Source organism: Mesorhizobium sp. INR15 (assembly GCF_015500075.1).
In the GTDB taxonomy this organism is placed as follows: Bacteria; Pseudomonadota; Alphaproteobacteria; order Rhizobiales; family Rhizobiaceae; genus Mesorhizobium.
Genome location: NZ_CP045496.1, coordinates 6,604,841 through 6,629,699, shown reverse-complemented (window position 1 = coordinate 6,629,699; position 24,859 = coordinate 6,604,841). Strand labels below are relative to the sequence as shown.

Genomic DNA, 24,859 nt, shown 5'->3' with positions numbered 1-24,859 from the left:
TCCACTCAGGCGACGCAAGGTCCGAGACCGCGATGCCACCAGACGGGGAAAGTCAGTGACCATGAAGCTTATTTCGGCCGGCGAGACCGCGGCCAACACCAACAATGTACCTGTCGAAACCGGCGAAGACCTCGTCCGCATCGGCGAGATGGCGAAGAAATATGGAGTGACGCTGCGCACGCTGCGTTTCTATGAGGACAAGGGCCTGCTCAACCCGCAGCGCGACGGCTCCACCCGTCTTTACACGCGCCGCGACAAGGCCCGGCTGAAGCTGATCCTGCTTGGCCGCAAGGTCGGGTTCTCGCTGCGCGACGTCAAGCAGATGATGGATCTCTATGATCCGACCGGCTCCAACACCAAGCAGCTCAAGCTCGCTCTGGACAAGTCGGAGAAGCAGCTGGCCCGCCTCCAGAAGCAGCGGGCGCTGATCGACGACGCCATCAACGAGTTGAGCGGCTCGATGTCGGCGGTGCGTCAGATGCTGACCGAACGCGCCGCGCCGCAAGCCAGCGTCGCCGGCTAAGACAACTTCCACTCCTGGGTTGATTTGAGAGCCGCGTGGCCTTTGCCACGCGGCTCTTTGTCGTTTGCGGATGTCGTGCAACGATGCCCGCCACGGCCTTTCTGGTAAAAATTCGCCGCGCCAAAAGAATTGACGTTTACGCAAACGTCAATATTTGCTATTCCAGCTTCAACATTGGCCCGCCTGCCTCCCACGGCTTGGTTCGGGGCCAAATCCGCATGGTGGAGGAAAAGCATGCCGATCTACAGGGCTCCGGTCCAGGACACGCTGTTCGTGCTCAATGAAGTGCTGGGCTATCAGCGCTATTCGAACCTTCCCGGATTTTCCGACGCCACGCCCGATGTGCTGGAGGCGATCCTCGCTGAAGGTGCCAAGCTCGCCGAAAACGTCATGCATCCGTTGAATCGCGTCGGCGACATGGAAGGCTGCGTCCGTCATGACGACGGCTCGGTGACGACACCGAAAGGCTTCAAGGAGGCTTTCGACCAGTACCGTGAAGGCGGCTGGATGGGACTGGCCGCGCCGGTCGAATTTGGCGGCCAGGGCCTGCCTTATGCAGTCCACACCGCGGTCGCCGAATACATGGTCTCGGCCAACATGTCGTTGATGATGTATCCCGGCCTGACGCAAGGCGCGATCGCGGCGATCATCACCCACGGCACCGACGAGCAGAAGGCGACCTGGTTGCCCAGGATGATCGAAGGCGCCTGGACCGGCACCATGAACCTGACCGAGCCGCATTGCGGCACCGATCTCGGCCTGCTGCGCAGCAAGGCTGTCCCCAACGGCGACGGTACCTACAAGATATCGGGCCAGAAGATTTTCATCTCGGCCGGCGAGCACGACATGTCGGACAATATCGTCCATCTCGTGCTGGCCCGCATCGAGGGTGCGCCGGAAGGCGTCAAGGGCATCTCGCTGTTCATCGTGCCGAAGCTGAAGCTCGATGCTTCGGGCAACCCCGGCGACAGGAACCCCGTCTCCTGCGGCTCGATCGAGGAGAAGATGGGCATCCACGGCAACTCGACCTGCGTCATGAACTATGACGAGGCCGAGGGCACGCTGCTCGGTGAAGCCAATGGCGGCCTGAAAGCTATGTTCACGATGATGAACGAAGCGCGCCTCGGCGTCGGCCTGCAGGGTCTGTCGCTGTCCGAGATCGCCTACCAGAACGCGGTTGCCTACGCCAAGGACCGCCTGCAGGGCCGCTCGCTGTCGGGCGCCAAGGCACCGGACAAGAAGGCCGATCCGATCATCGTCCATCCAGACATCCGCCGAGGCCTGATGACCATGCGGGCCTTCAACGAAGCCGGCCGCGCGCTGGCGCTGTGGACGGCGATCAAGTCGGACATCGCCCACCGCTCCGAGGATGAGAAGGACCGTCAGGTCGCCGACGACTACACTGGCCTGATGACGCCGGTGGTCAAGGGCGTGCTCACCGACAAGGGTTTCGATCACGCCGTCATGGCGCAGCAGGTGTTCGGCGGCCACGGCTATATCGAAGAACATGGCATGAGCCAGTTCGTGCGCGATGCCCGCATCGCCATGATCTATGAAGGCGCCAATGGCATCCAGGCGCTTGACCTTGTCGGCCGCAAGCTCGGCTTGAATGGCGGCCGCGCCATACAGGCCTTCTTCAAGGAAGTCGGAGAGTTCTGCGAGGAGAACCGCTCGGATGAGAAGATGGCGCCGTTCACCAAGGCACTGAAGAAGGGCCTCAACGACCTGCAGGCGGCGACCATGTGGCTGCTGCAGAACGGCATGGCCAAGCCGGACAATGCCGGCGCTGCCTCGACCGATTTCATGCATCTCTTCGGTCTCGTTGCGCTGGGTTACATGTGGGCGCAGATGGCCAAGGCGGCACATGGCAAGGTCGGCGCCAACGGCGCCTCGTCGTTCTATGACAACAAGCTGGTCACGGGCCGCTTCTTCATGGAGCGGATCATGCCGGAAACCTCGGCTCATCTCGCCCGCATTTCCAGCGGCGCCGACACGATGATGGCACTGCCGGCGGAAGCGTTCTAAATATGGCTTAGCCCTCCCCCTCGAGGGGAGGGTGGCCCGATGGGCCGCGAGGAGGCACGCGTGAGCGCCAGCCCCCGATTCCGCTGATGTGCCTGGGAGGACGATCATCGCATGACCAACCCTGCCGAAATCCTTGGTCTCCCCAAGCCTGCCTGGGCGGCGGACGAGGTCGGCATGCTCTACGACATGGCGACCCGCTTCATGTCGGAGGAGATCGCGCCGCGCTACGACGAGTTCGAGAAGAACGAAATGGTCGACCGCGAAAGCTGGCTGAAGGCAGGTGCCGCCGGTCTGCTCTGCGCGTCGATGCCGGAGGAATATGGCGGCTCGGGCGGTACTTTCGCGCATGAGAGCGCCATCATCGAGGCGATCGGCCATGTCGGCGTCGATGGCTTCGGTATTGGCCTGCACAATTCGATCGTCGCTCCTTACATCCTCCACTACGGCTCGGAAGAGCAAAAGAAGAAGTGGCTGCCCAGGCTTGCCACCGGCGAACTGATCGGTGCCATCGCCATGACCGAGCCTGGCGCCGGCTCCGACCTGCAAGGCGTCAAGACGCGGGCCGAAAAGGATGGCAACCAGTACAAGATCAACGGGTCGAAGACCTTCATCACCAATGGCCAGCTGGCGAATTTCGTCATCGTCGTCACCAAGACCGATCCGGAGAAGGGCGCCAAAGGCACCTCGCTGATCGTCGTCGAGACCGACGAGGTCGAAGGCTTCCAGCGTGGCCGCAACCTCGACAAGATCGGCCTGAAGGCCAACGACACCTCGGAGCTGTTCTTCAACGACATGCGCGTGCCGACTTCCAACCTGCTCGGCCACGAGGAGGGACAGGGCTTCGTCCAGTTGATGCAGCAACTGCCGCAGGAGCGGCTGCAGATCGGCACGGGCGCGATCGCCATGATCGAGCGGGCGCTGGCGCTGACCATCGACTACGTCAAGGAACGCAAGGCCTTCGGCAAGGCGATCATCGATTTCCAGAACACCCAGTTCAAGCTGGCCGAACTGAAGACCGAGGCCACAATCGGCCGCGTGTTCTACAATGACTGTGTCACGCGCCACATCAATGGTGGGCTCGACCCGGTGACCGCGTCGATGGCCAAATACTGGCTCAGCGACCTGCAGGGAAAAGTGGTCGACGAGTGCCTTCAATTGCATGGCGGCTATGGCTACATGAATGAATATCCGATCGCCCGCATGTTCCGCGACGCTCGCGTCCAGCGCATCTACGGCGGCACCAACGAGATCATGAAATTGCTGATCGGACGCTCGCTCTGAGCTGCGTTCGATAAAACCAAGGAGCAAGAAAATGACGGAAGCCTATGTCTATGACGCCGTGCGCACGCCGCGCGGCAAGGGCAAGAAGGATGGCTCGCTGCACGAAGTGCCCGCCGTGCGGCTCGCCGCCAAGACGCTTGAGGCACTGCGCGACCGCAACGGGCTGGACACCGGCACCGTCGACGACATCATCTTCGGTTGCGTCGATCCGGTAGGTGAAGCCGGCTCCGTCATTCCGCGCGCTGCCGCCTTCGAGGCCGGCTACGACACCAAGGCGCCCGGCATGCAGATTTCGCGCTTCTGCGCATCGGGCCTTGACGCCATCAATTTTGGCGCCGCCAAGATCGCGCAAGGCGCGGACGAGATCGTTATCGCTGGCGGTGTCGAGTCGATGTCGCGTGTCGGCATGGGCGCTTCCGGCGGCGCCTGGTTCATGGACCCTTCGGTCGGTCTGCCCGGCTGGTTCGTGCCGCAAGGCATCTCCGCCGATCTGATCGCCACCAAGTATGGCTTCTCGCGCGACGACGTCGACGCCTATGCGGTCGAGAGCCAGAAGCGTGCCGCCAAGTCCTGGGCCGATGGCCGCTTCAAGAATTCCGTCATTCCGATCAAAGACCAGAACGGCCTGACCATCCTCGACCATGACGAGCATATGCGCCCGTCGACCGACATGCAGTCGCTGGCTTCGCTCAATCCTGCCTTCATCATGCCAGGCGAGATGGGCGGCTTCGACGCCGTCGCGGTGCAGAAGCACCCCGAGATCGAAGAGGTCAACCATGTCCACCACGCCGGCAATTCGTCCGGCATTGTCGATGGCGCCGCCGCCGTTTTGCTCGGCTCGAAGAAGGCCGGCAAGGCGATGGGCCTGAAGCCGCGCGCCCGCATCCGCACCTTCGCCAACATCGGCTCGGAGCCGGTGTTGATGCTGACCGGCCCGGTTGATGTGACCGAAAAGCTGCTGAAGCGCGCCAAGATGAAACTCTCGGACATCGATCTGTTCGAGCTCAACGAAGCCTTCGCCTCGGTGGTGCTGCGCTACATGCAGGCGTTCGACATTTCGCACGACAAGATCAACGTCAATGGCGGCGCGATCGCCATGGGTCACCCGCTCGGTGCCACCGGCGCGATGATCTTCGGCACGGTGCTGGACGAGCTTGAGCGGCGCGACCTCAACACCGCGCTGGTGACGCTCTGCATCGGCGCCGGCATGGGCACCGCCACGATCATCGAGCGGGTGTAGCGCCGTGCAAACCAAACCCGCCCTGATCCTGATCGACGTGCAGATGGCTTTCGTCGAATTTGAACGCGCCGGCCTGCGGCGAAACAATCCCGAGGCGGTCGAAAACATCGCCCGTCTGCTGCAGGCATTTCGCCGTGAAGGTCTAGCGATATTCCATATCCGCCACGCTTCGGTCGAGAAGGACTCAGCCCTGCGGCCCGAACGCAGCGGATATCAGCCGATCTCGCAGGCGCGTGAACAGGCTGGCGAGCCGGTGATCGTCAAACATGTCAACTCCGCTTTCATAGGCACCGACCTGGAAAAGCGTTTGCGTGATGCCGGCCACCAGACATTGGTGATTGCAGGCATCACCACCAACCACTGTGTCGAGACGACCACGCGCATGGCCGGAAACATGGGCTTCGAGGCGCAATTGGTTCAGGACGCCTGCTACACGTTCGACCGTGTTGGTTTTGACGGCCGATCGGAAAGCGCCGAGGCCATCCACCAGATGACCTTGTCCAATCTCAATGGCGAATTTGCTTCCATTGTAACAACCGACGCCGTGGTCGCGGCTGTCGCTGAAAATATCGCGGCCTAAGGAGGTTTAGATGACCTACACAAATTTCACGCTCGACATCGACGCCGACGGCATTGCGCTGGTCACCTGGGACATGCCGGGCCGCTCGATGAATGTTTTCACCGAAGAGGCGATGCGTGAGCTCGACGCCATCGTCGACAAGGTGGCGGCGGACGCCGCCATCAAGGGCGCGGTCATCACCTCCGGCAAGGACACGTTCTCCGGCGGCGCCGACATCACCATGCTGCAGAAGATGTTGAAGACCTTCGCATCTGAAAAGGGCAAGGACGCCGTCAAGGCAACCAAGGCCCTGTTCGACAATGCCGGCGCCATGACTGGCCTGTTCCGTAAGCTGGAAACCTGCGGCAAGCCATGGGTGTCCGCCATCAACGGCACCTGCATGGGTGGGGCCTTCGAAATGTCGCTAGCGTGTCATGGCCGGGTCGCGGCCGATTCCGACAAGGTCAAGATGGCGCTTCCCGAAGTGAAGATCGGCATCTTTCCAGGCGCCGGCGGCACGCAGCGCGTGCCGCGCCTGACCGACCAGCAGCAGGCGCTGCAGATGCTGACGTCGGGCCAGACGCTGTCGCCGCAAAAGGCCAAGGCGATGGGCCTCATTCATGAGATATCGGAACCAGCCAAGCTGGTCGAGACCGCCAAGGCGATGATCAGGAACGGCCTGAAGCCGGTGGCGCCCTGGGACGAGAAGGGTTTCAAGCTGCCCGGCGGCCAGATCTATTCGCCCGCCGGCTTCAATCTTTGGCCACCGGGGATCGCCATCCTGCGCCGTGAAACCTATGGCAATTATCCCGCGGCGGCCGCGATCCTGAAATGCGTCTATGAAGGCCTGCTGGTGCCGTTCGACACCGCGCTCAGGATCGAGCAGCGGTATTTCACCGAGATCATGCAGACCAGGGAAGCAGCGGCGATGATCCGCTCGCTGTTCGTTTCCCTGCAGGAACTGAACAAGGGCGCGCGCCGCCCTGCCGGCGTACCGGAAACCAAATTCAAGAAGATCGGCATCCTCGGCGCCGGCTTCATGGGCGCCGGCATCGCCTATGTCACGGCCAAGGCCGGCATTCCGGTGGTGCTGCTCGACCGCGACGTGGAATCGGCCGCCAAGGGCAAGGCGCATTCGGAAAGCCTGATCGCGGATCTGGTCAAGAAAGGCCGCGCCAAGCCCGAGGAGAAGGACAAGCTGCTGTCGCTGATCACACCGACGGCGGACTATGCTGACCTCGCCGGCTGCGACCTTGTGGTCGAGGCCGTGTTCGAGGATTCGGCGGTCAAGAAAAGCGCCACCGAGCAGGCGGAAGCGGCGTTGAAGCCGTCGGCGATCTTCGCGTCGAACACCTCGACCATTCCGATCTCGGCGCTGGCCAAGAATTCGGCGCGGCCGAAGAATTTTATCGGCATCCACTTCTTCTCGCCGGTCGACAAGATGCTGCTGGTTGAGATCATTCTGGGCAAGAAGACCGGCGACAAGGCGCTGGCCACCGCGATCGATTTCGTCCGCGCCATCAAGAAGACGCCGATCGTCGTCAACGACACGCGTGGCTTCTACGTCAACCGTTGCGTGCTGCGCTACATGTCGGAAGCCTACAAGATGCTGATCGAGGGTGTGCCTGCGCCAATGATCGAGAATGCGGCGAAGGCCGCCGGCATGCCGGTCGGCCCGCTGGCTCTCACGGATGAGACGGCGATCGACCTCGCCCAGAAGATCATGAAGCAGACCATCAAGGATCTCGGCGACAAGGCGGTTGACCCCAAGCAGATGGCGTTGATCAACACCATGGCCGACACCCACGGCCGCTTTGGCCGCAAGAACGGCAAGGGCTTCTATGATTATCCAGCCAAGCCGGCCAAGAAGAAGCTCTGGCCTGGCCTGAAAGACCTCTATCCGCAACTTCCGGCGGAGAAGGTCGACTATGAAGAGCTGCAACAGCGGCTGCTGGTCACCATCGCGCTGGAAGCGGCGCGGGTCATGGAAGAAGGCATTGTCACCGATCCACGCGAGGCCGATGTCGGTTCGATCCTCGCCTTCGGCTTCGCGCCTTATACCGGCGGCGCGCTGTCCTATATCGATGGCATTGGAGTGAAAGAGTTCGTCAAGATCGCCAAGGGTCTGCAGAAGAAGTACGGCGCCGAGTTCAAGGCGCCCAAGCTGCTGCTCGACATGGCCGAAAAGGGCGAGACCTTCTACCAGCGCTTCGACCCCTATGCGAAGGACGAGACCAAGCAGGCGGCGTAAGCATGGGTAAAATCAAGAGCCTTGCAGCGTCCTTTGCGCGTCCAAAAGGACGCGCGGCGCTGTAATGTATGTCTGGGCGCGGATGGCGCGCATGATCGCCACGGCGTCCAGCCGTGGCCCTTATGTGATGGGTGGCGAAAGCCGGCTGGCGTTTCGCTGCCTCCCCACTGACATCGACTACAACGTTCATCTCAACAATGCGCGCTACATGATGCTGGCCGATCTCGGCCGCATCGATATTTTCCTGCGGTCAGGCCTGCTCAGGCTGGCCAGGAAAAAGGCCTGGGCGCCGATGATGGGCGGGCTTCAATCGGTCTATGTGCGCGAGATCAGATTGTGGCGCTGCTTCGAAGTGGTCTCGTCCATCGAAAGCTGGGAAGGCACGCAAGTCATCGGCAAGCATCGCTTTGTCCTCGACAGCGGCGAGACGGCCGCCTTGATCATGACCAACGCGGGCATCTACGACCGGGCCAATCGCCGCTTTGTCGACATGGGCGAGGTGGTCGCGGCGCTTGAAACCAGTGTTCAGCCACGCCCGCTCACCGAGCCGGAACGGTTGTTCATGACCTCGCATCGGCGGTTGCGTGATCTGGCCAAGGCTGGGGATTGACCAACCTTCTCCCGGCCAACCGGTAGACAAACGTGGTTCTGACGGCTACGAACGGGAAGGTATTTTTTCCTGTCGAGAGGGAGAGCGAAGTGCTCTCGCATGACCGCGTATGGGCCGCTATCGACGCTCTGGCCGAGCGCTACTCGCTCTCGGCCTCGGGTCTGGCAAAGCGGGCAGGCCTTGATTCCACGGCCTTCAACAAGTCGAAGCGTCTGTCTTCCGATGGCCGTCCGCGCTGGCCCTCGACCGAATCGCTGGCCAAGATCATCGAGGCGACCGGCGCATCGCTGGATGAGTTCACCGGGCTGATCGAGGGCAGGGGCGAATTGGGCCGTGGTGCGCTGCCGATACAGAGATCCTCAGTGCCTCTGCTCGGCTTCGCGCAGGCCGGTGCCGGCGGCTTCTTCGACGATGCGGGGTTCCCGGCGGGGCAAGGCTGGGATCTGGTTGAACTGCCCGCTCAATCGACAGAGAGCTCTTATGCGCTGAAGGTGCAGGGCGATTCCATGTTGCCGCTCTACCGCAATGGTGACGTGCTCATCGTCGAGCCGGGCGCCGTGACCCGCAAGGGGGATCGCGTCGTCGTCAAGACCATATCAGGTGAGGTGATGGCCAAGGTGCTCGACCGCCAGACCATCAAGTCGATCATGCTGGTCTCGCTCAATCCCGATCATCCGGACCGTGACATCGCCATGCGCGATGTCGAATGGGTGGCGCGGATTGTCTGGGCAAGTCAGTAAGGCCGCCGCGATGCGATTGTTTCATCTGGCCGTCGCGGTTCTGGCAATCGTGATGATGGCGGCGTTGGTTGTCGCCGGCGGCCGGGTCGTTCTGCCAGACGGCGATACCATGCCTGTCGATGAAATCCAGGCCGGTGCAGAAACACAGGCCGAAGCGCCGGTTACCGCTGCTATCCCGCAACCCGAGCCGACAAAACCCGTGGTGTATTCCAGGGCCATCGACCCGGAGCTTGTCGCACCGCCGCCGCTTCCCGCAGAGGAGCTCGAACGCGTTGAGCCGCGCGCGCCCCTGAGCAAGCTGGCGCTGGCCATGCCGCCGAAACCGAAAATGCCCGACGACTGGAATGGCACCAAGCTGTTCCAGCCCGTCGCCTCCGCCGCCGGCTTGATCGAGGCGAAGGGATATTCCGTCGCGGTCTCCGGCATCGATGTCGTCAAGCCGGATGAGACATGCAGCGACGAGGGCAAATCCTGGGCCTGCGGCGTCCGGGCGCGAACCGCGTTCAGATCCTTCCTGCGGGGTCGCGCCGTGGTCTGCACGGTGCCGCCGGAAGGCGGACGCGACCTGATTGCCGCGCAATGCCGCGTCGGCAAGCAGGATGTCGGCCAATGGCTGGTCGAAAACGGCTGGGCCCGCGCCGCCAAGGGCGGAGCCTATGTCGAAGCCGCTGACAAGGCGCGCGCGGCCAGGAAGGGAATCTACGGTTCGGCGCCGAATCTTTCCGGCCTGCCGGCGATGCCGGCGGAAACGAGCCCGGCGCCTGAGGCGCCGAGTTCGATCCTTGAAGAGACAGGTGGCGTTCTCAGGCCAGCTGACCAGCCAGCGCCCGCGCAATGAGCGCCCGTGTCTCGGCGATGCCGTAAAGCGCGGCGAACGAACCAAAGCGCGGTCCGCGCTCCTGGCCGATCAGCACCTGATAGATCATCTGGAAGAAGGCGCCCGACACACCGGGCCCGCCCTCCGGGCTTTGCTTGGAATGATCCTGGTAACGCTCGATCCTGCGTGCCACGTTGAGCGAGGTGTTCTGGATCGCTTCGCCGTTGGCGCCAGCCGGGAGCTCGCCGAGCGCCTTTTCGAGCGCATCCAGCGCCTCGCGCTCGACATCGTCGGCCGGCCGGAAGGTTTTCGCCGGCTTCACGAAATCGTCGAAGTAGCGGATTGCGTGGCCGACCAACTGGTCGAGCTCGGGATGCGTCTTTGGCGTCACTCCAGGCGCATGGCGCGAGATGAAGCCCCACAGCACATCCTTGTTCTGCGCGTTGGACGCACTGACCAGATTGAGCAGAAGCGAGAACGGCACCGGCATATCGACCACGGGCGGGTTGCCGTCATGCATGTGCCAGACCGGGTTGCCCAGCCGCTCCTTCCAGTCTTGCCTGACATAGGCCGCGAGAAAGGTGTAATACTCGTCCACTGCTCTCGGAATGACATCGAAATAGAGCTTCTTGGCCTGCCGTGGCCGCTGGTACATGTAGAGCCCAAGGCTTTCGGTCGGCGCATAGGTCAGCCATTGGTCGATGGTCAGGCCATTGCCTTTCGACTTCGAGATCTTCTGGCCGTTCTCGTCCAGGAACAGCTCATAGACGAAATGCTCCGGCGCCCGCCCGCCCAGAATGTTGCAGATGCGGTCGTAGACCACCGCATTGGTCTGGTGGTCCTTGCCGAACATTTCGAAATCGACGCCGAGCGCTGCCCAGCGCATGCCAAAATCCGGCTTCCACTGCAGCTTCACCTTGCCGCCCGTCACGGACAGCGTGGTTTCCGTACCCTCATCGTCGAAGGTGATGGTGCCGGCCTTGGCGTCGACATGCTTCATCGGGACGTAGAGCACGCGGCCGCTCTTTGGCGAAATCGGCAGGAACGGGCTGTAGGTCGCCTGGCGCTCCGGGCCGAGCGTCGGCAGCATCACCGCCATGATCTGATCGAAGCGTTCGGCGGTGCGCAGCAGCATCGCGTCGAAACGGCCCGCCTTGTAATACTGCGTCGCGCTGGCGAACTCGTAGTCGAAGCCGAACGTGTCAAGGAAGCGGCAAAGCATCGCGTTGTTGTGGTCCCCGAAGCTCGCATAGTCGCCGCCAAAGGGATTAGGCACCGCCGACAGCGGCTTGTGCAGATAGGGCTCGAGTGCCGCGCGATCCGGAACATTGTCGGGAATCTTGCGCATGCCGTCCATGTCGTCGGAGAAGCACAGCAGCTTGGTCTTGACCTTGTCGCCGGTCAGCACGCGGAAAGCATGGCGCACCATCGTGGTGCGCGCCACCTCGCCAAATGTGCCGATATGCGGCAAGCCGGACGGACCGTATCCGGTCTCGAACAATACGGTCTCGGGAAAGTCCGTGCCTTTGTAGCGCTCGATGATCTTTTTGGCTTCCTCGAACGGCCACGCCTTGCTTTCGGTCGCGGCCGCCAGCAGCTCGGGATTGAGATCGATGATGTTTGATCCCGCCATGTCTTGTTTTCCAAATTATTCGCCGGCCAAGATCGTTCGCCGGACAGCCGCAAGTGTGGATTTTCAACCGGTCTCTATGCGCGCCTGACCGGAGCGTCAACGAGCGCGGCGCTTTTTCCTTGCGGCTCCGATGGCGTCTTCCTAGCTTTAGAGCCTAGCCCAAGGAGTTTTGAATGCCTTTGCCGACGCCGCACGAAGCGCTGATCCACCTGATGGTCATCACCTCGGCCTCCGATCGTGACATGACCGATGTCGAACTGGCGCGGATTGGCGACGTCGTCCGTTCCTGGCCTGTGTTCGAGGACTTCAATCAGGGCCGCCTGATTGCCGTCGCGCAGACCTGTCAGAAGATGCTGCATGAAAAGGATGGTCTGGAAGGTGTGCTGGCGAGCGTCGCCGAGGCATTGCCGGAACGCCTGCGCGACACCGCCTATGCCGCCGCCTTCGAGGTCGCGGCCGTCGATCTCGAAATGCGCATGGAAGAGGTGCGGGTGCTGCAGCTCATCCGCCGCCAGCTCGACCTTGATACGCTGACTGTCGCCGCCATCGGTCGCGCGGCGAAGGCGCGCCTGCGCACGCTCACTTAACTGCTGTTTCCGGATCAGAAGAAACTGACCGGGCCGGATCAGAAAAAACTGACCGGGAAATAGCGCAGGTAGAACTCGGCGAACGTGCCTTTCACGGAAATTTCCTGCAGCGCGTAATCGAAGGCCGCAGCCAGCGCCGGATCGTCCGCCTTGGTGGCGATCGTCATGCCTGAACCCAGATATTCCGGCGCCAGATAGGGGCCGCCGGCAAAGCGGCAACAGCCCGCCGCGTCCGAGCCGCCCAGCCAGAAGGCGAAGCGCATGCCGTCACCGAAGGCAGCGTCGATCTTGCCGGTCTTGAGGTCGGCATAGAGGTCTTCCGGCCTGTCAAAGGGCACGACCTGAACGGCGTCGAAATAGTCACGCAACATCCGCTCATGCGATGAGTTGGCGATCACGCCGACCCGTTTGCTGCGCAGCTTGTCGATGATCGGCTCGGCAAGAGCCTTGGTCTTCGGCATGATGAAGCGTGCCGGAAACTGCAGATAGGCGCGTGAGAAGGCGTATTTCGATCGCGTCTCGGGCGTTGCGGCAATGCCGGCGATGATCGCCTCGCCTTCACCCTTCTGCAGCGCGCTGTCCAATTCGCCCCAGGGCAGCGCCTGAATCTGGCATTTGTCGACAATGCCAAGTTCGGCGCAGATGGCACGGGCGAGATCGATGTGGAAACCGGACAACCGCCCCGAGTTGTCGAGGAAATTGAAGGGCGGAAAGTCGGTGGTGGTCAGGAATCTCAACCGTGGCAGCGCGGAGAGATCCGGCTTCGGCAGCCGCTCCTTGGCATCCCACAGGATCGGAACCTGCGGTTCCGCCGCGCGCGCAAAACCGCTGATTGCGTGCAATCCGAACAGCGCCGAAAGCAATGCGATCGATATTCGCAGAAACACCACGCTCAAGCTCCGCCCGACCCTGACAGCAAAGAGGGTTCTCGTACGAAAATGGCACAGGCACAACGCTTTTTGATTTCAACGCGCTGATTTCAAGATATGCTTTAGCGAGTTTGCAAATGGCGGTGGTTGCTTTGATGGGGGTCAAAGTCGAGCATCACAACTGGAGGAGAGCAGTTTGCAATCCGCGGTTGGTGGCAAAGTGCGGATCGGCACGGGCCATTGATTGCAACGCTGGGAGGCAACATGGGGTTGATGTTGCGATGGGTCAGTTTGATCGTACGCTTGAATACATAGATCAGCTGCAGCATGCCGACACGGCGGCGGCGGTCTGCGCGAAGTTGCTTGGCATTACTTCCGGTTTCGGGCTGACAGCGCTGATGGCGGGTACCGTTCCGCAGCCAGGCACGCCAACCGGCCTCCAGAAGCAGCACGTGCTGCTCTGCGACTGGCCAGGTGAATGGCTGGAGCGCTATGTCGCGCGCAACTACGTCGATCACGACCCTGTCGTAAGCCATATGAAGCAGTTGCAGGCACCGTTCCAGTGGCGCGAAGCTGCCCAGGGCGTGCGCGTCAACAAGAGCAGCGGCGAAGTGATGGGCGACGCTGGCGAATTCAAGCTGCGCGACGGGCTGGCGTTTCCATTGATCACGCTCGACGGACAGATCGTCATGGTGTCGCTTGGCGGCGAGGCGGTTGAATTGTCCGCGGCTGAGTTCGGCCTGGTCTCGCTTGTCTCGACCTATGCGGTCGGACGCGCCATGCAACTCCACACGATGGCAAACAAGACCATCGATCATGTCGAATTGACGCCGCGCGAGCGCGAATGCCTGCAATGGGCGGCTGTCGGCAAGTCCGAATGGGAGATTTCTCAGATTCTCGGCATTTCGGAACACACCTCCGAGAAACACCTTCTTAACGCAAAGAGCAAACTTGGTGCCGTCAACCGGGTTCAGGCGGTCGCGGAAGCGATAAGGCGCGGCTACATTAGTTAGGTCGGCCGCGCCGGCCTAGAATTTTTTGCCTACGTGATCGCGTAATTTCCTAGCAAAAGCCCGGCCGTATCTTCCTCTTGAATGCAGGAGATGACGGATGCTTTTTGCCCTTACAACCCAGGAATTGATGGAACGTCCCGACCTTTGGGAGGCCGTCCATCGGCTGCGCTACAAGATATTTGTCGAGGAAATGGGATGGGAGGACCTTCGGCGCCCCGACGGGCTCGAGGTCGACCAGTTCGACCACGATGAGGCGGTGCATCAGATCGTCATCAGGGGCAACGAGGTTGCGGGTTACCAGCGGATGCTGCCGACCACGCGGCCACATCTACTGACCGAGGTGTTGACCGACCTTTCCGAAGGAACGCCACCATCCGGCCCGAGCATCTATGAACTGACCCGTTACGCGGTGGCTCCCGGTTTTCGCGATGGCCGTCGCGGCGTCTCGACCGTCGGCACCGAACTGATTGCCGGCTTCGTCGAGTGGGGGCTGAAGCGCGGCGTCGACAAGGTGATCATTGAGTTCGAGCCAATGTGGGTGTTGCGCGCCCTGCAGCTGCATTTCCTGGCAACGCCGCTGGGCTATCAGCGCACCTATGGCAATCAGCAGGTCGTCGCGACACTCCTCACCTTCAACGAGCACACGCTGGACGTGGTGCGTTCGCGCCGTAATCATTTTGCGCCCGTTCTGGCCAGAGGATATCCCGATATGCTCGGACAAAGGCGGGCATCGTGAGATCGGAGACGGTCATGAGCACACAGCCGAGAAGTGAATTCCGCAACCACACGCTGATCGTCACGGTGTCGTCGGATGATGGTCGCCCGGTGCTCGACAGGCGGGCCTATGAAAGCCTGGCCAAGACGTTTCATGCCGCGGCCATCGACGATGACGTGCGCGTCGTCGTGCTGCGTGGCCTGGCTGGATGCTTCTGCCTTGGCGGCGACTTCTCCGAATTCCTCGACCCCGCCAAGCATCAGCGGCTGATCGCCGCCGTCACCGATATGTTCCGCATGCTGGCGACGTTTCCAAAGCCAATCCTTGCCTGCGTCGACGGCGATGCGGTCGGTGTTGGCTGCACCATCCTGTTTCATTGCGACATGGTAATTGCGTCGAGCGAAAGCACGTTCCGGGTGCCGTTCGTCGATTTTGGCCTGGTGCCGGACGCGGCGACCAGCATCCTGGCGCCACGCAAACTCGGCTACGCCGGCGCTTTTCGCTTCTTCTGCCTGGGCGACACGCTCGGTGCCGAAGACGCCCGCGCGCTTGGCCTCGTCGGCGAGATCGTGGCGGAGGGCAGTGTCGAGGACGCCGCGCTTGCCAGGGCCAGGCAACTTGCCAAGAAGCCGGTCGCGGCCCTTCGGCAGACACGCAGGCTGCTCAAGGGAGATACCGGCGAGCTATGCGATCGCATCGACCAGGAGATTTCGCTGTTCCAACAGGCGTTGCAGGACGACACGACACTGCGCCGTTTGCAGCGGATTGCCCGACTGGCGGCTTGAGAAAATCTGGCGGAAGCGCCGCGCGACCTCTGACCGTGCGGCGCGAAAACCGTCAGCCCTGTTTGCCCAGGAAAGAGGGCCCTTCGCCGATGATCTTCTTGTCTTCCTTGCCGATGACGTCGAGATCGCGGCCATCATAGGGCAGAGACAGGAGGATGCGCCGCATCACGGCCAGCCGCGACCGTCGCTTGTCATTGGCCCGCACGATGATCCATGGCGCGAACTCCTTGTGCGTGCGCTCGAACATGACATCGCGGACCTTGGTATAATCGTCCCACTTGGTGATGCCGGCGATGTCGATCGGCGAGAACTTCCAGCTTTTCAGCGGGCTGTAGCGGCGATCGTGAAACCGTTCGAGCTGCGTTTCCTGGCCGATGTTCAGCCAGAATTTGAAGAAGTGGATGCCCTCGTTGGAGATCATCCGTTCGAAATGCGGGGTCTCATCCAGAAACTGCTCATGCTGCTCGGGCGTGCAGAAACCCATAACCGGCTCGACGCCGGCGCGGTTGTACCAGGAGCGGTCGAAGGTGACGAACTCGCCCGCCGTCGGAAACTGCGCCACATAGCGCTGGAAATACCATTGCCCAACCTCGGTCGGCGTTGGCTTGGTCAGCGCCACGTTGCGTGCGGTACGAGGATTCAGATATTGGCGCAGCACGAAGATCGTGCCGCCCTTGCCAGCGGCGTCGCGGCCCTCGAACAGCGCCACCACCCGCTTGCCGGTCGATTGCAGCCATGCCTGTGCCTTGACCAGTTCGATCTGCAACCGCTCGAGCATCTCGTCATACTCGTCGCTCTTCATTTTCTTGTCGTAGGGATAGTCGCCTGATGTCAGCTTGTGCTCCTCGACCCAGTCCGGCAGCGTCGGGTTCTCGATATCGAACTCCCGCTCCTTGCCGTCGATCCTGATCTTGAGCGGACCCGAAGTCGGCGCGGCGGGAGTTTCCTTGGTTTTTTTCATCGAGACGAACCCTTTCCAGCTTCCGGACTCATGCTATTGGGAGCCTCTATACCGGTCTAGTGGGAAGTTTCTCATACGAGGCGCGAGGAAGCAGGGCGCGAATGGCGGACGGGAGCTCGGATGAGAAGGGCATGGCGCAAACCATTGCCGCCCGACTGTGGAACGGCCGCTGGCTGCTTGCGGCCGGCGTCGCCGCCGTTCTCATCACCTATGTCTTTGCCGGTATCTCCGCCTATGCCCTCTTGCCGGCGCTGGTCGTTCTGGCTGTGGCGGCGATACTACCGGTCGGGACAGAGCGCAACGCCTCAGAGAATCCGTCGACAATCGAGGCCATTGGTTTGCAGCGGCTCTCCGGTGAATATCTTGCGGCGGCCGTTGCCGATCCGCTGATCATCTTCGACCGCACCGGCACCATTATTCATGCCAATGCCGCCGCCTTCGCCGCTTTTGGCGGCATCGCCCCCGGTCTGTCATTGTCGCTGAAATTCCGGGCGCCGGAGATGCAGGCGCTGCTGGACGGCGTCCTGTCCGGCAACGTCGCCTCGGATGTTGCCGACTACATGGAAAAACTGCCGGTCGAGCGGGCCTATCGGGTCAGTGCCTCGTCGGTCGGCCATGGCACCGATCTCTATGTGCTGGTGTTCAAGGACCAAAGCGAGGCGCGTCGCATCGACCGCATGCGCGCGGACTTTATCGCCAACGCCAGCCACGAATTGCGCACGCCGCTCGCCTCGATATCGGGCTTCATCGAAACGCTGCGCGGGCCTGCCCGCAACGATCCAGCTGCCCGCGAGCAATTCCTGCAGATCATGCAAAGCCAGACCGGGCGTATGGCACGCCTGATCGACGATCTCCTGTCCTTGTCGCGGCTGGAGATGAAGCCTTATCTTAAGCCGGGTACGGAGGTTGATCTTCGCCAGACCGTGGACAGTGTCATCGATTCACTGGGACCGCTGGCTAGAGAGAACAGCATCGTCATCGAACGTGATTTCGCCGCTGGCCCGCTCGATGTTCCGGGCGACCGGGACGAGCTCTTTCAGGTCTTCGAAAACCTCCTGGAGAATGCCTGCAAATACGGCCAGTCGGGCGGCCGCGTCGTGGTGTCGATCGCGCATGGCGATGCGGAATCCGAGCCGGCCATCGATGTCACCATCAGGGATTTCGGTCCCGGCATTCCCGAAGAGCATATCCCGCGCATTACCGAGCGCTTCTATCGCGTCGATGTCGAGACCAGCAGGATCCAGAAGGGCACGGGCCTTGGCCTGTCGATCGTCAAGCATATCCTGACGCGCCACAATGCCCGGCTGTCGATCAAGTCGGAGGTTGGCAAGGGCGCTGCCTTTTCGGTTCATTTGCCGGCTCTGTGACGCGGCCCTATATTTCGAAGGGTAATTTCTTTTTTCTGTCATCCGGCTAGCGTATCAGCGGGGATTCGAGGAAACGACTCAACACAAGAACCGGGAAGGCATTTCGTCCATGCAGTCCGTGCATATCATGAGCGCCTATGACGAAGAGCTGAAATACCTGTCGAAGCGAATTGCTGCGATGGGCGGCCATGCAGAACGCATGGTGGAGCAGGCGATCGCCGCTCTCGTCAACGCCGATCCTGGCCTCGCCCAGAAAGTCATCCGCGACGACGTCGTCCTTGATGAAGGGCAGCGCGAGATCGACGACAAGGCGATCATCATCATTGCCAGGCGCCAGCCGATGGCGACGGACCTGCGCGAGATCGTCGGTGCCATCCGCATCTCGGCTGACCTTGAGCGTGTCGGCGACCTCGGCAAGAACGTTGCCAAGCGGGTGGTGGCTGTGACGGACGGACGTCAACCGACCAGTCTTTTCAGGGGCCTTGAGGCACTGGCCGACCTGGCCCTGACCCAACTCAAGGAAGTGCTCGACGTCTACGCATCGCGCTCGGTGGAGAAGATCGGCTTCGTGCGCGACCGCGACGATCAGATCGACGCCATGTATACGTCGCTGTTTCGCGAACTGCTGACCTACATGATGGAAGATCCGCGCAACATCACGCCATGCACGCATCTGCTGTTCTGCGCCAAGAACATCGAGCGGATCGGCGACCACGCCACCAACATTGCCGAGACGATCTATTACATTGTTACCGGCGAGCAGATGCCGGCGGAGCGGCCGAAGGGCGACAAGACCGACAAGATCAGCCTTTCCGAACCGCTGCCGGTGAAGTGAACGGCCGCCTCTCGAACCCTGGCGTGATATAAGCTAAGCTTTCCTGGCTCCGGACCCTGATCCAAGGCCGTGCCTTCGGGAGGTCGCTTGTGGAAAACGTTCGCAACCTAGTGCCGGCACCGCCCGCGGCATCCGGCATCATCGCGTCCAGTGTCTATACCGGCGGGCGGCGCATAGCCGATATCCCGATCGAGGAAGCCGGTGAGTGGGCGAAGAAGCCGGGCCATGTCGTCTGGATCGGCCTCCTGGAGCCCGACCGCAACCTGCTGCTGCGCGTCCAGGCGCAGTTCCATCTGCATGATCTGGCCATCGAGGATGCGGAGCATCCGCACCAGAGGCCGAAGATCGAGCAATATGGCGATGCCCTGCTCGTGGTTGCCCGCACCGCGCAACTGGTCGAGGGCCGCGTCACATTCGGCGAGACGCATCTGTTTGTCGGCGCCGGCTATATCGTCAGCGTCCGTCACGGTCCCTCCACCTCATATGCGGCTGTCCGCCAGCATTGGGAGACCTGCCCCCATTCCCTGGCCAAGGGCGAGGATTTCGTCCTCTATGCCATTCTCGATTTCATCGTCGACAACTATATGCCCGTGCTTGAGCAGATCGAGGACGAGGTCGAGGCGATCGAGGACAAGGTGCTGCTGAAGCCGATGACCGGCCCTGACATCGAACGGCTCTACATGCTACGCCGCGATCTCTTGCGGCTGCGCAATGCGGCTTTGCCGCTTGTGGAGGTCTGCCGCCGACTGACCAGTGCCGACCTGCCGCAGATCCATGCGGCGATGCACCCGCTGTTTCGCGACGTGACCGATCATATCCGTACGGTTCAGGAAAAGATCGACAGCCTGCGCGAGGTTCTGGCTTTCGCCTTTGAAGCGAGCCTGCTGGTCGGCCAGAGCCAGGAAACGGCGATTTCCAAGAAGCTCGCTTCATGGGCCGCCATCCTGGCGGTGCCGACGGCTTTTGCCGGCATCTACGGCATGAATTTCAGCGATATGCCGGAACTGAAGATGGAATACGGCTACCCGATGGTGCTGACCACGATCGCGCTGATCTGCAGTTTTCTCTACTGGCGCTTCCGCAAGAACGGCTGGCTGTGAAGTAAGGCAGGCAGTAGGCAGTAGGCAGTAGGCAGTAGGCAGTAGGCAGTAGGCAGTAGGCAGTAGGCAGTAGGCAGTAGGCAGTAGGCAGTAGGCAGTAGGCAGTAGGCAGTAGGCAGTAGGCTAAGATGTGCCTCAGGGGTCTACTGCCCAGTCCCCACTGCCTAATCCCTAAACTACCGGCTCCGCCGGCGTTCCGAGGCCGGCTGGAACGCGATGCGGGCGTGGTACTTGCAGTAGGGGCCGGTCTCGGCGGCTTCGTTGCCGCAGAAATGGAAATCCTCCGACAAGGGATCGCCGTTCGGCCACTTGCAGGTGCGTTCAGTCAGCTCGGTAAGCTGCAGATGCCGCGAGATCGGCAGGACGACATTTTCGACCGGGCGGATGTAGTGACGCACCACCGGTTCGGCGTCGAACTGGGTCTGCAACGCTGTCGCGCCGATCGATGTCGTGACGTGGCGCGCCGCTGTCGCGGCGCGCGACACCGACTTCTGTACGGTCGATCCCTGCACCGTCTTCTTCTGGCGTGCCGGCGTCGCCGTCGCGCGTCCGCGGCCCGACAATTTCAGCCGATGCACCTTGCCGATGACCGCATTGCGGCTGACCCCTCCAAGCTGGGCCGCGATCTGGCTTGCGCTCAGACCCTCCGACCACAGTTTCCTGAGAAGTTCTACCCGCTCGTCAGTCCAGTTCATGAGACCGCGCTCCTGCTAAGCGTGCGGCAATCGGAATCCATTCCCGACCCGGCAATCCTTGCCGGGGCAGACACCACATATATCTGGTGATTAGGTCCGCCGCACGAAATCTAGTTATTTCTCGACTACAATTACCTTATGCGCTGACTCGGTGACAAGAGTCCCAAGTGCAACACGAATCGGTTTTTTCGGTTTTCCCCAACTTGCCCGGTCGCTTATGAGCCGGCGTCTCGCTGGAGGGCTTGTGCCGCGGCACTACGCGACGTTTTCGTTGACTTCATGGCCGAAAAACACGATAAGCCGCAAAGGCCGCCGCTTGGGCGGCTTTTTTGATTTCCGGTACCGGAGACGCATATAATGAGCGGTTCGGCGCTTTTCGAGACCTTTGCTCGCGCACCCTTGGCTTTTGACCACGGGGAGGGCAGCTGGCTGGTTACCGACAAGGGCGAGCGATACCTCGATTTCGCTGGCGGCATCGCCGTGAACTCGCTGGGCCACGGCCATCCGCACCTTGTTGCCGCGCTCACCGAACAGGCGGCCAAGCTTTGGCACGTTTCCAACCTTTATGAGATCCCCGGGCAGAGCCGGTTGGGCGAACGGTTGGCCGACGCCACCTTCGCCGACAAGGTGTTCTTCACCAATTCCGGCGCCGAGGCTCTGGAGTGCGCCATCAAGACGGCGCGGCGCTACCAGTTCGTCAACGGACATCCCGAGCGCTTCCGTGTCATCACGTTCGAAGGCGCCTTCCACGGCCGTACGCTGGCGACCATCGCGGCCGGCGGTCAGTATAAATATCTCGAAGGGTTCGGCCCCAAGGTCGAAGGCTTCGACCAGGTCGGCTTCGACGATATCGACGCCGCCGAAAAGGCAATCACGCCGGAGACGGCGGCGATCCTGATAGAGCCGGTGCAGGGCGAGGGCGGTATCCGTCCAGTTCCGACGCAGTCGCTGAAGCGGCTCAGGCAGCTGTGCGAACAGCATGGCCTGCTGTTGATCTTCGACGAGGTCCAGTGCGGCATTGGCCGTACCGGCAAGCTGTTCGCGCATGAATGGGCTGGCGTGACGCCAGACATCATGGCCATCGCCAAGGGTATCGGCGGCGGCTTCCCCATGGGCGCCTGTCTTGCTACCGACGAAGCCGTTGTCGGCATGACCGCCGGTGTCCATGGCACCACCTTTGGCGGCAATCCACTGGCCATGGCGGTCGGCAACGCCGTGCTCGATGTGGTGCTGGAAGATGGTTTCCTCGAAGACGTGCAGCGCAAGGCCTTGCTGATGAAGCAGGGGCTGGCCGCCGTCGCCGACGAATTCCCCGAGGTTATCGAAGACATCAGGGGCACGGGCCTGATGCTCGGCCTCAAATGCGCGATGCCCAACACCAAGGTGAACATGGCCTTGCGCGACCAGCACCTGCTGGCCGTTCCCGCCGGCGATAACGTCATTCGCCTGCTGCCGCCGCTGACCGTCACCGACGCCGATATCCACGAGGCGCTGGAGCGCATCCGCGCCGGCGCCAGGGGCCTGTCCGAGGCCATCGCCGCGGCCGCCGCGAAGTAAATTCGAAAGAGCCTGATGAGCCCTCGTCATTTTACCGACCTTTCCACCGTTTCCGAAGGCGACCTGCGCTTCATGCTGACCGACGCGATGGCGCGCAAGGCGCGCCTCAAGGCGGGCGAGCGCTCCAAGCCGCTCGAAGGCAAGGTGCTGGCGATGATCTTCGACAAGCCGTCGACGCGCACGCGCGTGTCCTTCGATGTCGGCATGCGCCAGCTCGGCGGCGAGACCATCATGCTGACCGGCACCGAGATGCAGCTCGGCCGCTCCGAGACCATCGCCGATACCGCCAAGGTTCTGTCGCGTTACGTCGATGCGATCATGATCCGTACCACCTCGCATGAGCGTCTGCTGGAGCTGACCGAGAATGCCACCGTTCCGGTTATCAACGGCCTGACCGACGATACCCACCCTTGCCAGCTGATGGCCGACATCATGACTTTCGAGGAACATCGCGGTCCGGTTGCAGGCAAGACCATCGCCTGGACCGGTGACGGCAACAACGTGCTGCATTCGCTGCTCGAAGCCTCGGCCCGGTTTCGCTTCAACCTCAATGTCGCCGTACCCGAAGGCAGCGAGCCGGCGCGGAAGCATATCGACTGGTCGAAGGCGAATGGTGGCAAGCTTCTCCTCACGCGCTCGCCGGAGGAAGCCGTCGACCAGGCCGATTGCATCGTCACCGACTGCTGGGTGTCGATGGGGCAGGAACATCGGGCGCGTGGTCACAATGTGTTCTCGCCCTACCAGGTCAATGCGGCGTTGATGGCGAAAGCCAAGCCGGATGCCCTGTTCATGCACTGCCTGCCGGCGCATCGCGGTGAGGAAGTGACCGACGAGGTGATCGACGGGCCGCATTCGGTGGTGTTTGACGAGGCTGAGAACCGGCTCCACGCCCAGAAGGCGGTGCTTGCCTGGTGTCTTGGTGCGTAAGTGTCTTGGTGCGTGAGGGGCCTCGGCGCTTGATCCGGAGGCGCGTGATGCCTATTTGCGGCGCATCACGCAAATTGAGCGCGTTTGGACGCATGCGCCCCGGAGGGCGGCATGGCCGCGCCCCGGAGCTTTGTCATGTTGGAAACTCATCAAGTGTCTGAACAGCACCCTAAACTCGGCGAATTCGGCTACGCCGGCGACGATCACGTCGTGCCTTTCGAGGTCGGCCCGCTCGATGTGCGCGGCCGCACGGTCCAGCTTGGGCCGATGCTCGACGCCATCCTCAGCCGTCACGACTATCCGGAGCCGGTCGCTCGCCTGCTGGCGGAAGCCTGTGTGCTGACGGTGCTGCTCGGCACCTCGCTCAAATTCGAAGGAAAGTTCATCCTGCAGACCCGCACCGATGGGCCGGTTGACATGCTGGTGGCGGATTTTTCCACGCCCTCGGCATTGCGGGCCTATGCGCGCTTTGACGCCGACCGGCTAGAGGCCTTGGTCGCGGCCGGCGAGAGCTCGCCGCAGACGCTGCTCGGCAGTGGCGTGCTGGCGCTGACCATCGACCAGGGCGCACACACGCAGCGTTACCAGGGCATCGTCCAGCTTGACGGCGAAACCCTGGAAGAGGCCGCGCGCACCTATTTCCGTCAGTCAGAGCAGATCCCGACAGATCTCAGGCTCTCGGTGGCCAAGCTGTTGACGCCTGGTGTCGGCGGTGCCCGCCAGCAATGGCGCGCCGGTGGCATCCTGGCGCAGTTCCTGCCGCAATCGCCTGAGCGCATGCGCGTTCCGGATCTGCCGGGCGGCGACGGCGATCCGCGCGAGGACATCTCGGATCCGATCGACAATTCCTGGCAGGAATTGCTGGCCTTGCTCGGCACTATCGAACCGACCGAACTGATCGACCCGACGATCGGCGCCGAACGGTTGCTCTACCGTCTGTTCCATGAGCATGGCGTGCGCGTCTTTGGCGGCGTCCCGGTTGCCGACGAGTGCTCCTGCTCGCAAGACAAGATCCGTGGCATCCTCGAGGGTTTCTCGGCGCAGGAGATCAAGGACAGCACCGAGGATGGCGGCATCCATGTCGCCTGCGAATTCTGCTCGAAGCAGTATGACTTCGACCCGGCGGAATTCGGCTCGGCCCAGTAGGAACCTGGTCCCTCATCGCTAAGCCAGGCGGCGAGGGGCGAACTTCAGAGAAATCGAAAAGTCAGTTCACCGTCCGCCGGGTGCCCGGCAGGTCGAGTGAAAACGCGGGAATGGCGATGTCGAATGTCTCGCCCCGCTTGGTGCGCATCGTGTAGTGCCCGACCATGATGCCGGACGGCGTCGAAAGCGGACAGCCGGATGTGTATTGATAGCTGTCGCCTGGATTGAGTTCGGGCTGATCGCCGACAACGCCGGCGCCGCGCACCTCTTCGACCCGGCCGGTGCCATCCGTAATGTGCCAATAGCGCGACAACAATTGCACGAACTCGTCCGACTGGTTGTCGATGGTTATCTGATAACCCCAGACATAGCGGTTCTCGGAGGGGTCGGAACGATCCTCCAGGTAGAACGGCCGAACCTGCACTTCGATGTTGCGCGTGACGGCGCTGTACATAAGCTGCTCCAAAACATTTCAGGCTGAACTGTCGGCGCTCCGTGAGAGCAGGTCAACGGTGGGCGCGTCTTGTCACGCCTGACCCGCAAGGCAGGTGCCGGCAAAGAATGTCATTTAAGTGACACATGATAATGATGGTGTGCGGTGGGCGGGCGACTCAGCGCTCTGT

General features: G+C 61.9%; 24 protein-coding genes. 19 read left to right on the top strand and 5 right to left on the bottom strand.

All coding sequences use genetic code 11. The features are described 5' to 3' along the window. Nucleotides 1-61 precede the first annotated feature (61 nt). The 9 genes from GA829_RS32140 (at nucleotide 62) to GA829_RS32100 (ending at nucleotide 10,067) form a co-directional block, all read left to right on the top strand. Nucleotides 62-523: a MerR family transcriptional regulator gene (locus GA829_RS32140; RefSeq protein WP_195176532.1), complete on the top strand. Its 462-nt coding sequence runs from the start codon at nucleotides 62-64 to the stop codon at nucleotides 521-523. 234 nt (nucleotides 524-757) lie between these two features. Continuing rightward, complete coding sequence (locus GA829_RS32135) at nucleotides 758-2,548, top strand: acyl-CoA dehydrogenase (RefSeq protein ID WP_195176531.1); 1,791 nt, start codon at nucleotides 758-760, stop codon at nucleotides 2,546-2,548. A gap of 111 nt (nucleotides 2,549-2,659) precedes the next feature. Then, nucleotides 2,660-3,829: an acyl-CoA dehydrogenase family protein gene (locus GA829_RS32130; RefSeq protein ID WP_195176530.1), complete on the top strand. Its 1,170-nt coding sequence runs from the start codon at nucleotides 2,660-2,662 to the stop codon at nucleotides 3,827-3,829. A gap of 31 nt (nucleotides 3,830-3,860) precedes the next feature. Then, on the top strand, nucleotides 3,861-5,069 hold the full coding sequence (locus tag GA829_RS32125) for an acetyl-CoA C-acetyltransferase (protein WP_195176529.1): 1,209 nt from the start codon (nucleotides 3,861-3,863) through the stop codon (nucleotides 5,067-5,069). Nucleotides 5,070-5,073: 4 nt separating this feature from the next. Beyond that, nucleotides 5,074-5,649 (top strand): cysteine hydrolase family protein, encoded by a 576-nt coding sequence (locus tag GA829_RS32120; RefSeq protein WP_308462313.1) that lies wholly within the window; start codon nucleotides 5,074-5,076, stop codon nucleotides 5,647-5,649. Nucleotides 5,650-5,659: 10 nt separating this feature from the next. Continuing rightward, entirely contained in the window at nucleotides 5,660-7,879 is a 2,220-nt protein-coding gene (locus GA829_RS32115; protein ID WP_195176528.1) for a 3-hydroxyacyl-CoA dehydrogenase NAD-binding domain-containing protein, read from the top strand. 64 nt (nucleotides 7,880-7,943) lie between these two features. After that, complete coding sequence (locus GA829_RS32110; RefSeq protein WP_195176527.1) at nucleotides 7,944-8,489, top strand: thioesterase family protein; 546 nt, start codon at nucleotides 7,944-7,946, stop codon at nucleotides 8,487-8,489. Nucleotides 8,490-8,578: 89 nt separating this feature from the next. Continuing rightward, complete coding sequence (locus GA829_RS32105) at nucleotides 8,579-9,229, top strand: S24 family peptidase (protein ID WP_195176526.1); 651 nt, start codon at nucleotides 8,579-8,581, stop codon at nucleotides 9,227-9,229. A gap of 10 nt (nucleotides 9,230-9,239) precedes the next feature. Then, nucleotides 9,240-10,067, top strand: coding sequence for a thermonuclease family protein (locus GA829_RS32100; protein ID WP_195176525.1), 828 nt, complete (start codon nucleotides 9,240-9,242; stop codon nucleotides 10,065-10,067). Here the strand turns inward: GA829_RS32100 and GA829_RS32095 are convergent. Beyond that, a complete protein-coding gene (locus tag GA829_RS32095; protein WP_195176524.1) occupies nucleotides 10,033-11,679 on the bottom strand; it encodes a lysine--tRNA ligase in 1,647 nt (548 codons plus the stop codon). The genes GA829_RS32100 and GA829_RS32095 overlap by 35 nt on opposite strands. A gap of 173 nt (nucleotides 11,680-11,852) precedes the next feature. On the opposite strand from GA829_RS32095, the gene GA829_RS32090 reads away from it, so the two are divergent. Beyond that, nucleotides 11,853-12,266 carry a tellurite resistance TerB family protein gene (locus GA829_RS32090; protein WP_195176523.1) on the top strand — a complete coding sequence of 138 codons (414 nt, stop codon included), beginning with the start codon at nucleotides 11,853-11,855 and terminating at the stop codon, nucleotides 12,264-12,266. 38 nt (nucleotides 12,267-12,304) lie between these two features. On the opposite strand, the gene GA829_RS32085 is transcribed toward GA829_RS32090, so the two are convergent. Then, nucleotides 12,305-13,147, bottom strand: coding sequence for a transporter substrate-binding domain-containing protein (locus GA829_RS32085; RefSeq protein ID WP_195179897.1), 843 nt, complete (start codon nucleotides 13,145-13,147; stop codon nucleotides 12,305-12,307). Between the two features lie 269 nt (nucleotides 13,148-13,416). Between GA829_RS32085 and GA829_RS32080 the strand changes: the two genes are divergently transcribed. The 3 genes from GA829_RS32080 to GA829_RS32070 all read left to right on the top strand — a co-directional run bounded on the left by GA829_RS32080 (nucleotide 13,417) and on the right by GA829_RS32070 (nucleotide 15,648). Continuing rightward, the gene (locus tag GA829_RS32080) at nucleotides 13,417-14,148 is read left to right on the top strand and encodes a helix-turn-helix transcriptional regulator (protein WP_195176522.1); all 732 of its coding nucleotides are present in this window, start codon (nucleotides 13,417-13,419) and stop codon (nucleotides 14,146-14,148) included. A 97-nt stretch (nucleotides 14,149-14,245) separates the two neighbouring features. Then, entirely contained in the window at nucleotides 14,246-14,884 is a 639-nt protein-coding gene (locus GA829_RS32075) for an acyl-homoserine-lactone synthase (protein ID WP_195176521.1), read from the top strand. A 14-nt stretch (nucleotides 14,885-14,898) separates the two neighbouring features. Beyond that, a complete protein-coding gene (locus GA829_RS32070; protein ID WP_195176520.1) occupies nucleotides 14,899-15,648 on the top strand; it encodes an enoyl-CoA hydratase-related protein in 750 nt (249 codons plus the stop codon). 52 nt (nucleotides 15,649-15,700) lie between these two features. Here the strand turns inward: GA829_RS32070 and ppk2 are convergent, their stop codons facing one another. Continuing rightward, nucleotides 15,701-16,609 carry a polyphosphate kinase 2 gene (gene ppk2 / locus GA829_RS32065; protein ID WP_195176519.1) on the bottom strand — a complete coding sequence of 303 codons (909 nt, stop codon included), beginning with the start codon at nucleotides 16,607-16,609 and terminating at the stop codon, nucleotides 15,701-15,703. 101 nt (nucleotides 16,610-16,710) lie between these two features. Here ppk2 and GA829_RS32060 point away from each other — a divergent pair, with 101 nt between their 5' ends. From GA829_RS32060 to GA829_RS32050, 3 genes are all read left to right on the top strand, one after another. After that, the gene (locus GA829_RS32060) at nucleotides 16,711-17,976 is read left to right on the top strand and encodes an ATP-binding protein (protein WP_195176518.1); all 1,266 of its coding nucleotides are present in this window, start codon (nucleotides 16,711-16,713) and stop codon (nucleotides 17,974-17,976) included. A 109-nt stretch (nucleotides 17,977-18,085) separates the two neighbouring features. Further along, nucleotides 18,086-18,811 carry a phosphate signaling complex protein PhoU gene (gene phoU, locus GA829_RS32055; RefSeq protein WP_195176517.1) on the top strand — a complete coding sequence of 242 codons (726 nt, stop codon included), beginning with the start codon at nucleotides 18,086-18,088 and terminating at the stop codon, nucleotides 18,809-18,811. Between the two features lie 89 nt (nucleotides 18,812-18,900). Then, nucleotides 18,901-19,911: a magnesium and cobalt transport protein CorA gene (locus GA829_RS32050; protein ID WP_195176516.1), complete on the top strand. Its 1,011-nt coding sequence runs from the start codon at nucleotides 18,901-18,903 to the stop codon at nucleotides 19,909-19,911. A 176-nt stretch (nucleotides 19,912-20,087) separates the two neighbouring features. Here GA829_RS32050 and GA829_RS32045 read toward each other — a convergent pair whose 3' ends face one another. Next, a complete protein-coding gene (locus GA829_RS32045) occupies nucleotides 20,088-20,606 on the bottom strand; it encodes a GcrA family cell cycle regulator (protein WP_195176515.1) in 519 nt (172 codons plus the stop codon). Between the two features lie 357 nt (nucleotides 20,607-20,963). Here GA829_RS32045 and GA829_RS32040 point away from each other — a divergent pair, with 357 nt between their 5' ends. The 3 genes from GA829_RS32040 to GA829_RS32030 all read left to right on the top strand — a co-directional run bounded on the left by GA829_RS32040 (nucleotide 20,964) and on the right by GA829_RS32030 (nucleotide 24,236). Next, complete coding sequence (locus tag GA829_RS32040; protein WP_195176514.1) at nucleotides 20,964-22,163, top strand: aspartate aminotransferase family protein; 1,200 nt, start codon at nucleotides 20,964-20,966, stop codon at nucleotides 22,161-22,163. Nucleotides 22,164-22,178: 15 nt separating this feature from the next. Next, a complete protein-coding gene (argF, locus tag GA829_RS32035; protein ID WP_195176513.1) occupies nucleotides 22,179-23,090 on the top strand; it encodes an ornithine carbamoyltransferase in 912 nt (303 codons plus the stop codon). Nucleotides 23,091-23,201: 111 nt separating this feature from the next. Then, nucleotides 23,202-24,236 carry an Hsp33 family molecular chaperone gene (locus tag GA829_RS32030; RefSeq protein WP_195176512.1) on the top strand — a complete coding sequence of 345 codons (1,035 nt, stop codon included), beginning with the start codon at nucleotides 23,202-23,204 and terminating at the stop codon, nucleotides 24,234-24,236. A gap of 61 nt (nucleotides 24,237-24,297) precedes the next feature. Here GA829_RS32030 and apaG read toward each other — a convergent pair whose 3' ends face one another. Then, entirely contained in the window at nucleotides 24,298-24,690 is a 393-nt protein-coding gene (apaG, locus tag GA829_RS32025; RefSeq protein ID WP_195176511.1) for a Co2+/Mg2+ efflux protein ApaG, read from the bottom strand. Nucleotides 24,691-24,859 lie beyond the last annotated feature (169 nt).

Bases quoted from the DNA above. Each gene is read 5' to 3' on its own strand.
- GA829_RS32140 (WP_195176532.1), top strand. From the start codon at position 62: ATGAAGCTTATTTCGGCCGGCGAGACCGCGGCCAACACCAACAATGTA.
- GA829_RS32135 (WP_195176531.1), top strand. From the start codon at position 758: ATGCCGATCTACAGGGCTCCGGTCCAGGACACGCTGTTCGTGCTCAAT.
- GA829_RS32130 (WP_195176530.1), top strand. From the start codon at position 2,660: ATGACCAACCCTGCCGAAATCCTTGGTCTCCCCAAGCCTGCCTGGGCG.
- GA829_RS32125 (WP_195176529.1), top strand. From the start codon at position 3,861: ATGACGGAAGCCTATGTCTATGACGCCGTGCGCACGCCGCGCGGCAAG.
- GA829_RS32115 (WP_195176528.1), top strand. From the start codon at position 5,660: ATGACCTACACAAATTTCACGCTCGACATCGACGCCGACGGCATTGCG.
- GA829_RS32110 (WP_195176527.1), top strand. From the start codon at position 7,944: ATGTATGTCTGGGCGCGGATGGCGCGCATGATCGCCACGGCGTCCAGC.
- GA829_RS32100 (WP_195176525.1), top strand. From the start codon at position 9,240: ATGCGATTGTTTCATCTGGCCGTCGCGGTTCTGGCAATCGTGATGATG.
- GA829_RS32095 (WP_195176524.1), bottom strand. From the start codon at position 11,679: ATGGCGGGATCAAACATCATCGATCTCAATCCCGAGCTGCTGGCGGCC.
- GA829_RS32090 (WP_195176523.1), top strand. From the start codon at position 11,853: ATGCCTTTGCCGACGCCGCACGAAGCGCTGATCCACCTGATGGTCATC.
- GA829_RS32080 (WP_195176522.1), top strand. From the start codon at position 13,417: ATGGGTCAGTTTGATCGTACGCTTGAATACATAGATCAGCTGCAGCAT.
- GA829_RS32075 (WP_195176521.1), top strand. From the start codon at position 14,246: ATGCTTTTTGCCCTTACAACCCAGGAATTGATGGAACGTCCCGACCTT.
- GA829_RS32070 (WP_195176520.1), top strand. From the start codon at position 14,899: ATGAGCACACAGCCGAGAAGTGAATTCCGCAACCACACGCTGATCGTC.
- ppk2 (WP_195176519.1), bottom strand. From the start codon at position 16,609: ATGAAAAAAACCAAGGAAACTCCCGCCGCGCCGACTTCGGGTCCGCTC.
- GA829_RS32060 (WP_195176518.1), top strand. From the start codon at position 16,711: ATGGCGGACGGGAGCTCGGATGAGAAGGGCATGGCGCAAACCATTGCC.
- phoU (WP_195176517.1), top strand. From the start codon at position 18,086: ATGCAGTCCGTGCATATCATGAGCGCCTATGACGAAGAGCTGAAATAC.
- GA829_RS32045 (WP_195176515.1), bottom strand. From the start codon at position 20,606: ATGAACTGGACTGACGAGCGGGTAGAACTTCTCAGGAAACTGTGGTCG.
- GA829_RS32040 (WP_195176514.1), top strand. From the start codon at position 20,964: ATGAGCGGTTCGGCGCTTTTCGAGACCTTTGCTCGCGCACCCTTGGCT.
- argF (WP_195176513.1), top strand. From the start codon at position 22,179: ATGAGCCCTCGTCATTTTACCGACCTTTCCACCGTTTCCGAAGGCGAC.
- GA829_RS32030 (WP_195176512.1), top strand. From the start codon at position 23,202: ATGGCCGCGCCCCGGAGCTTTGTCATGTTGGAAACTCATCAAGTGTCT.
- apaG (WP_195176511.1), bottom strand. From the start codon at position 24,690: ATGTACAGCGCCGTCACGCGCAACATCGAAGTGCAGGTTCGGCCGTTC.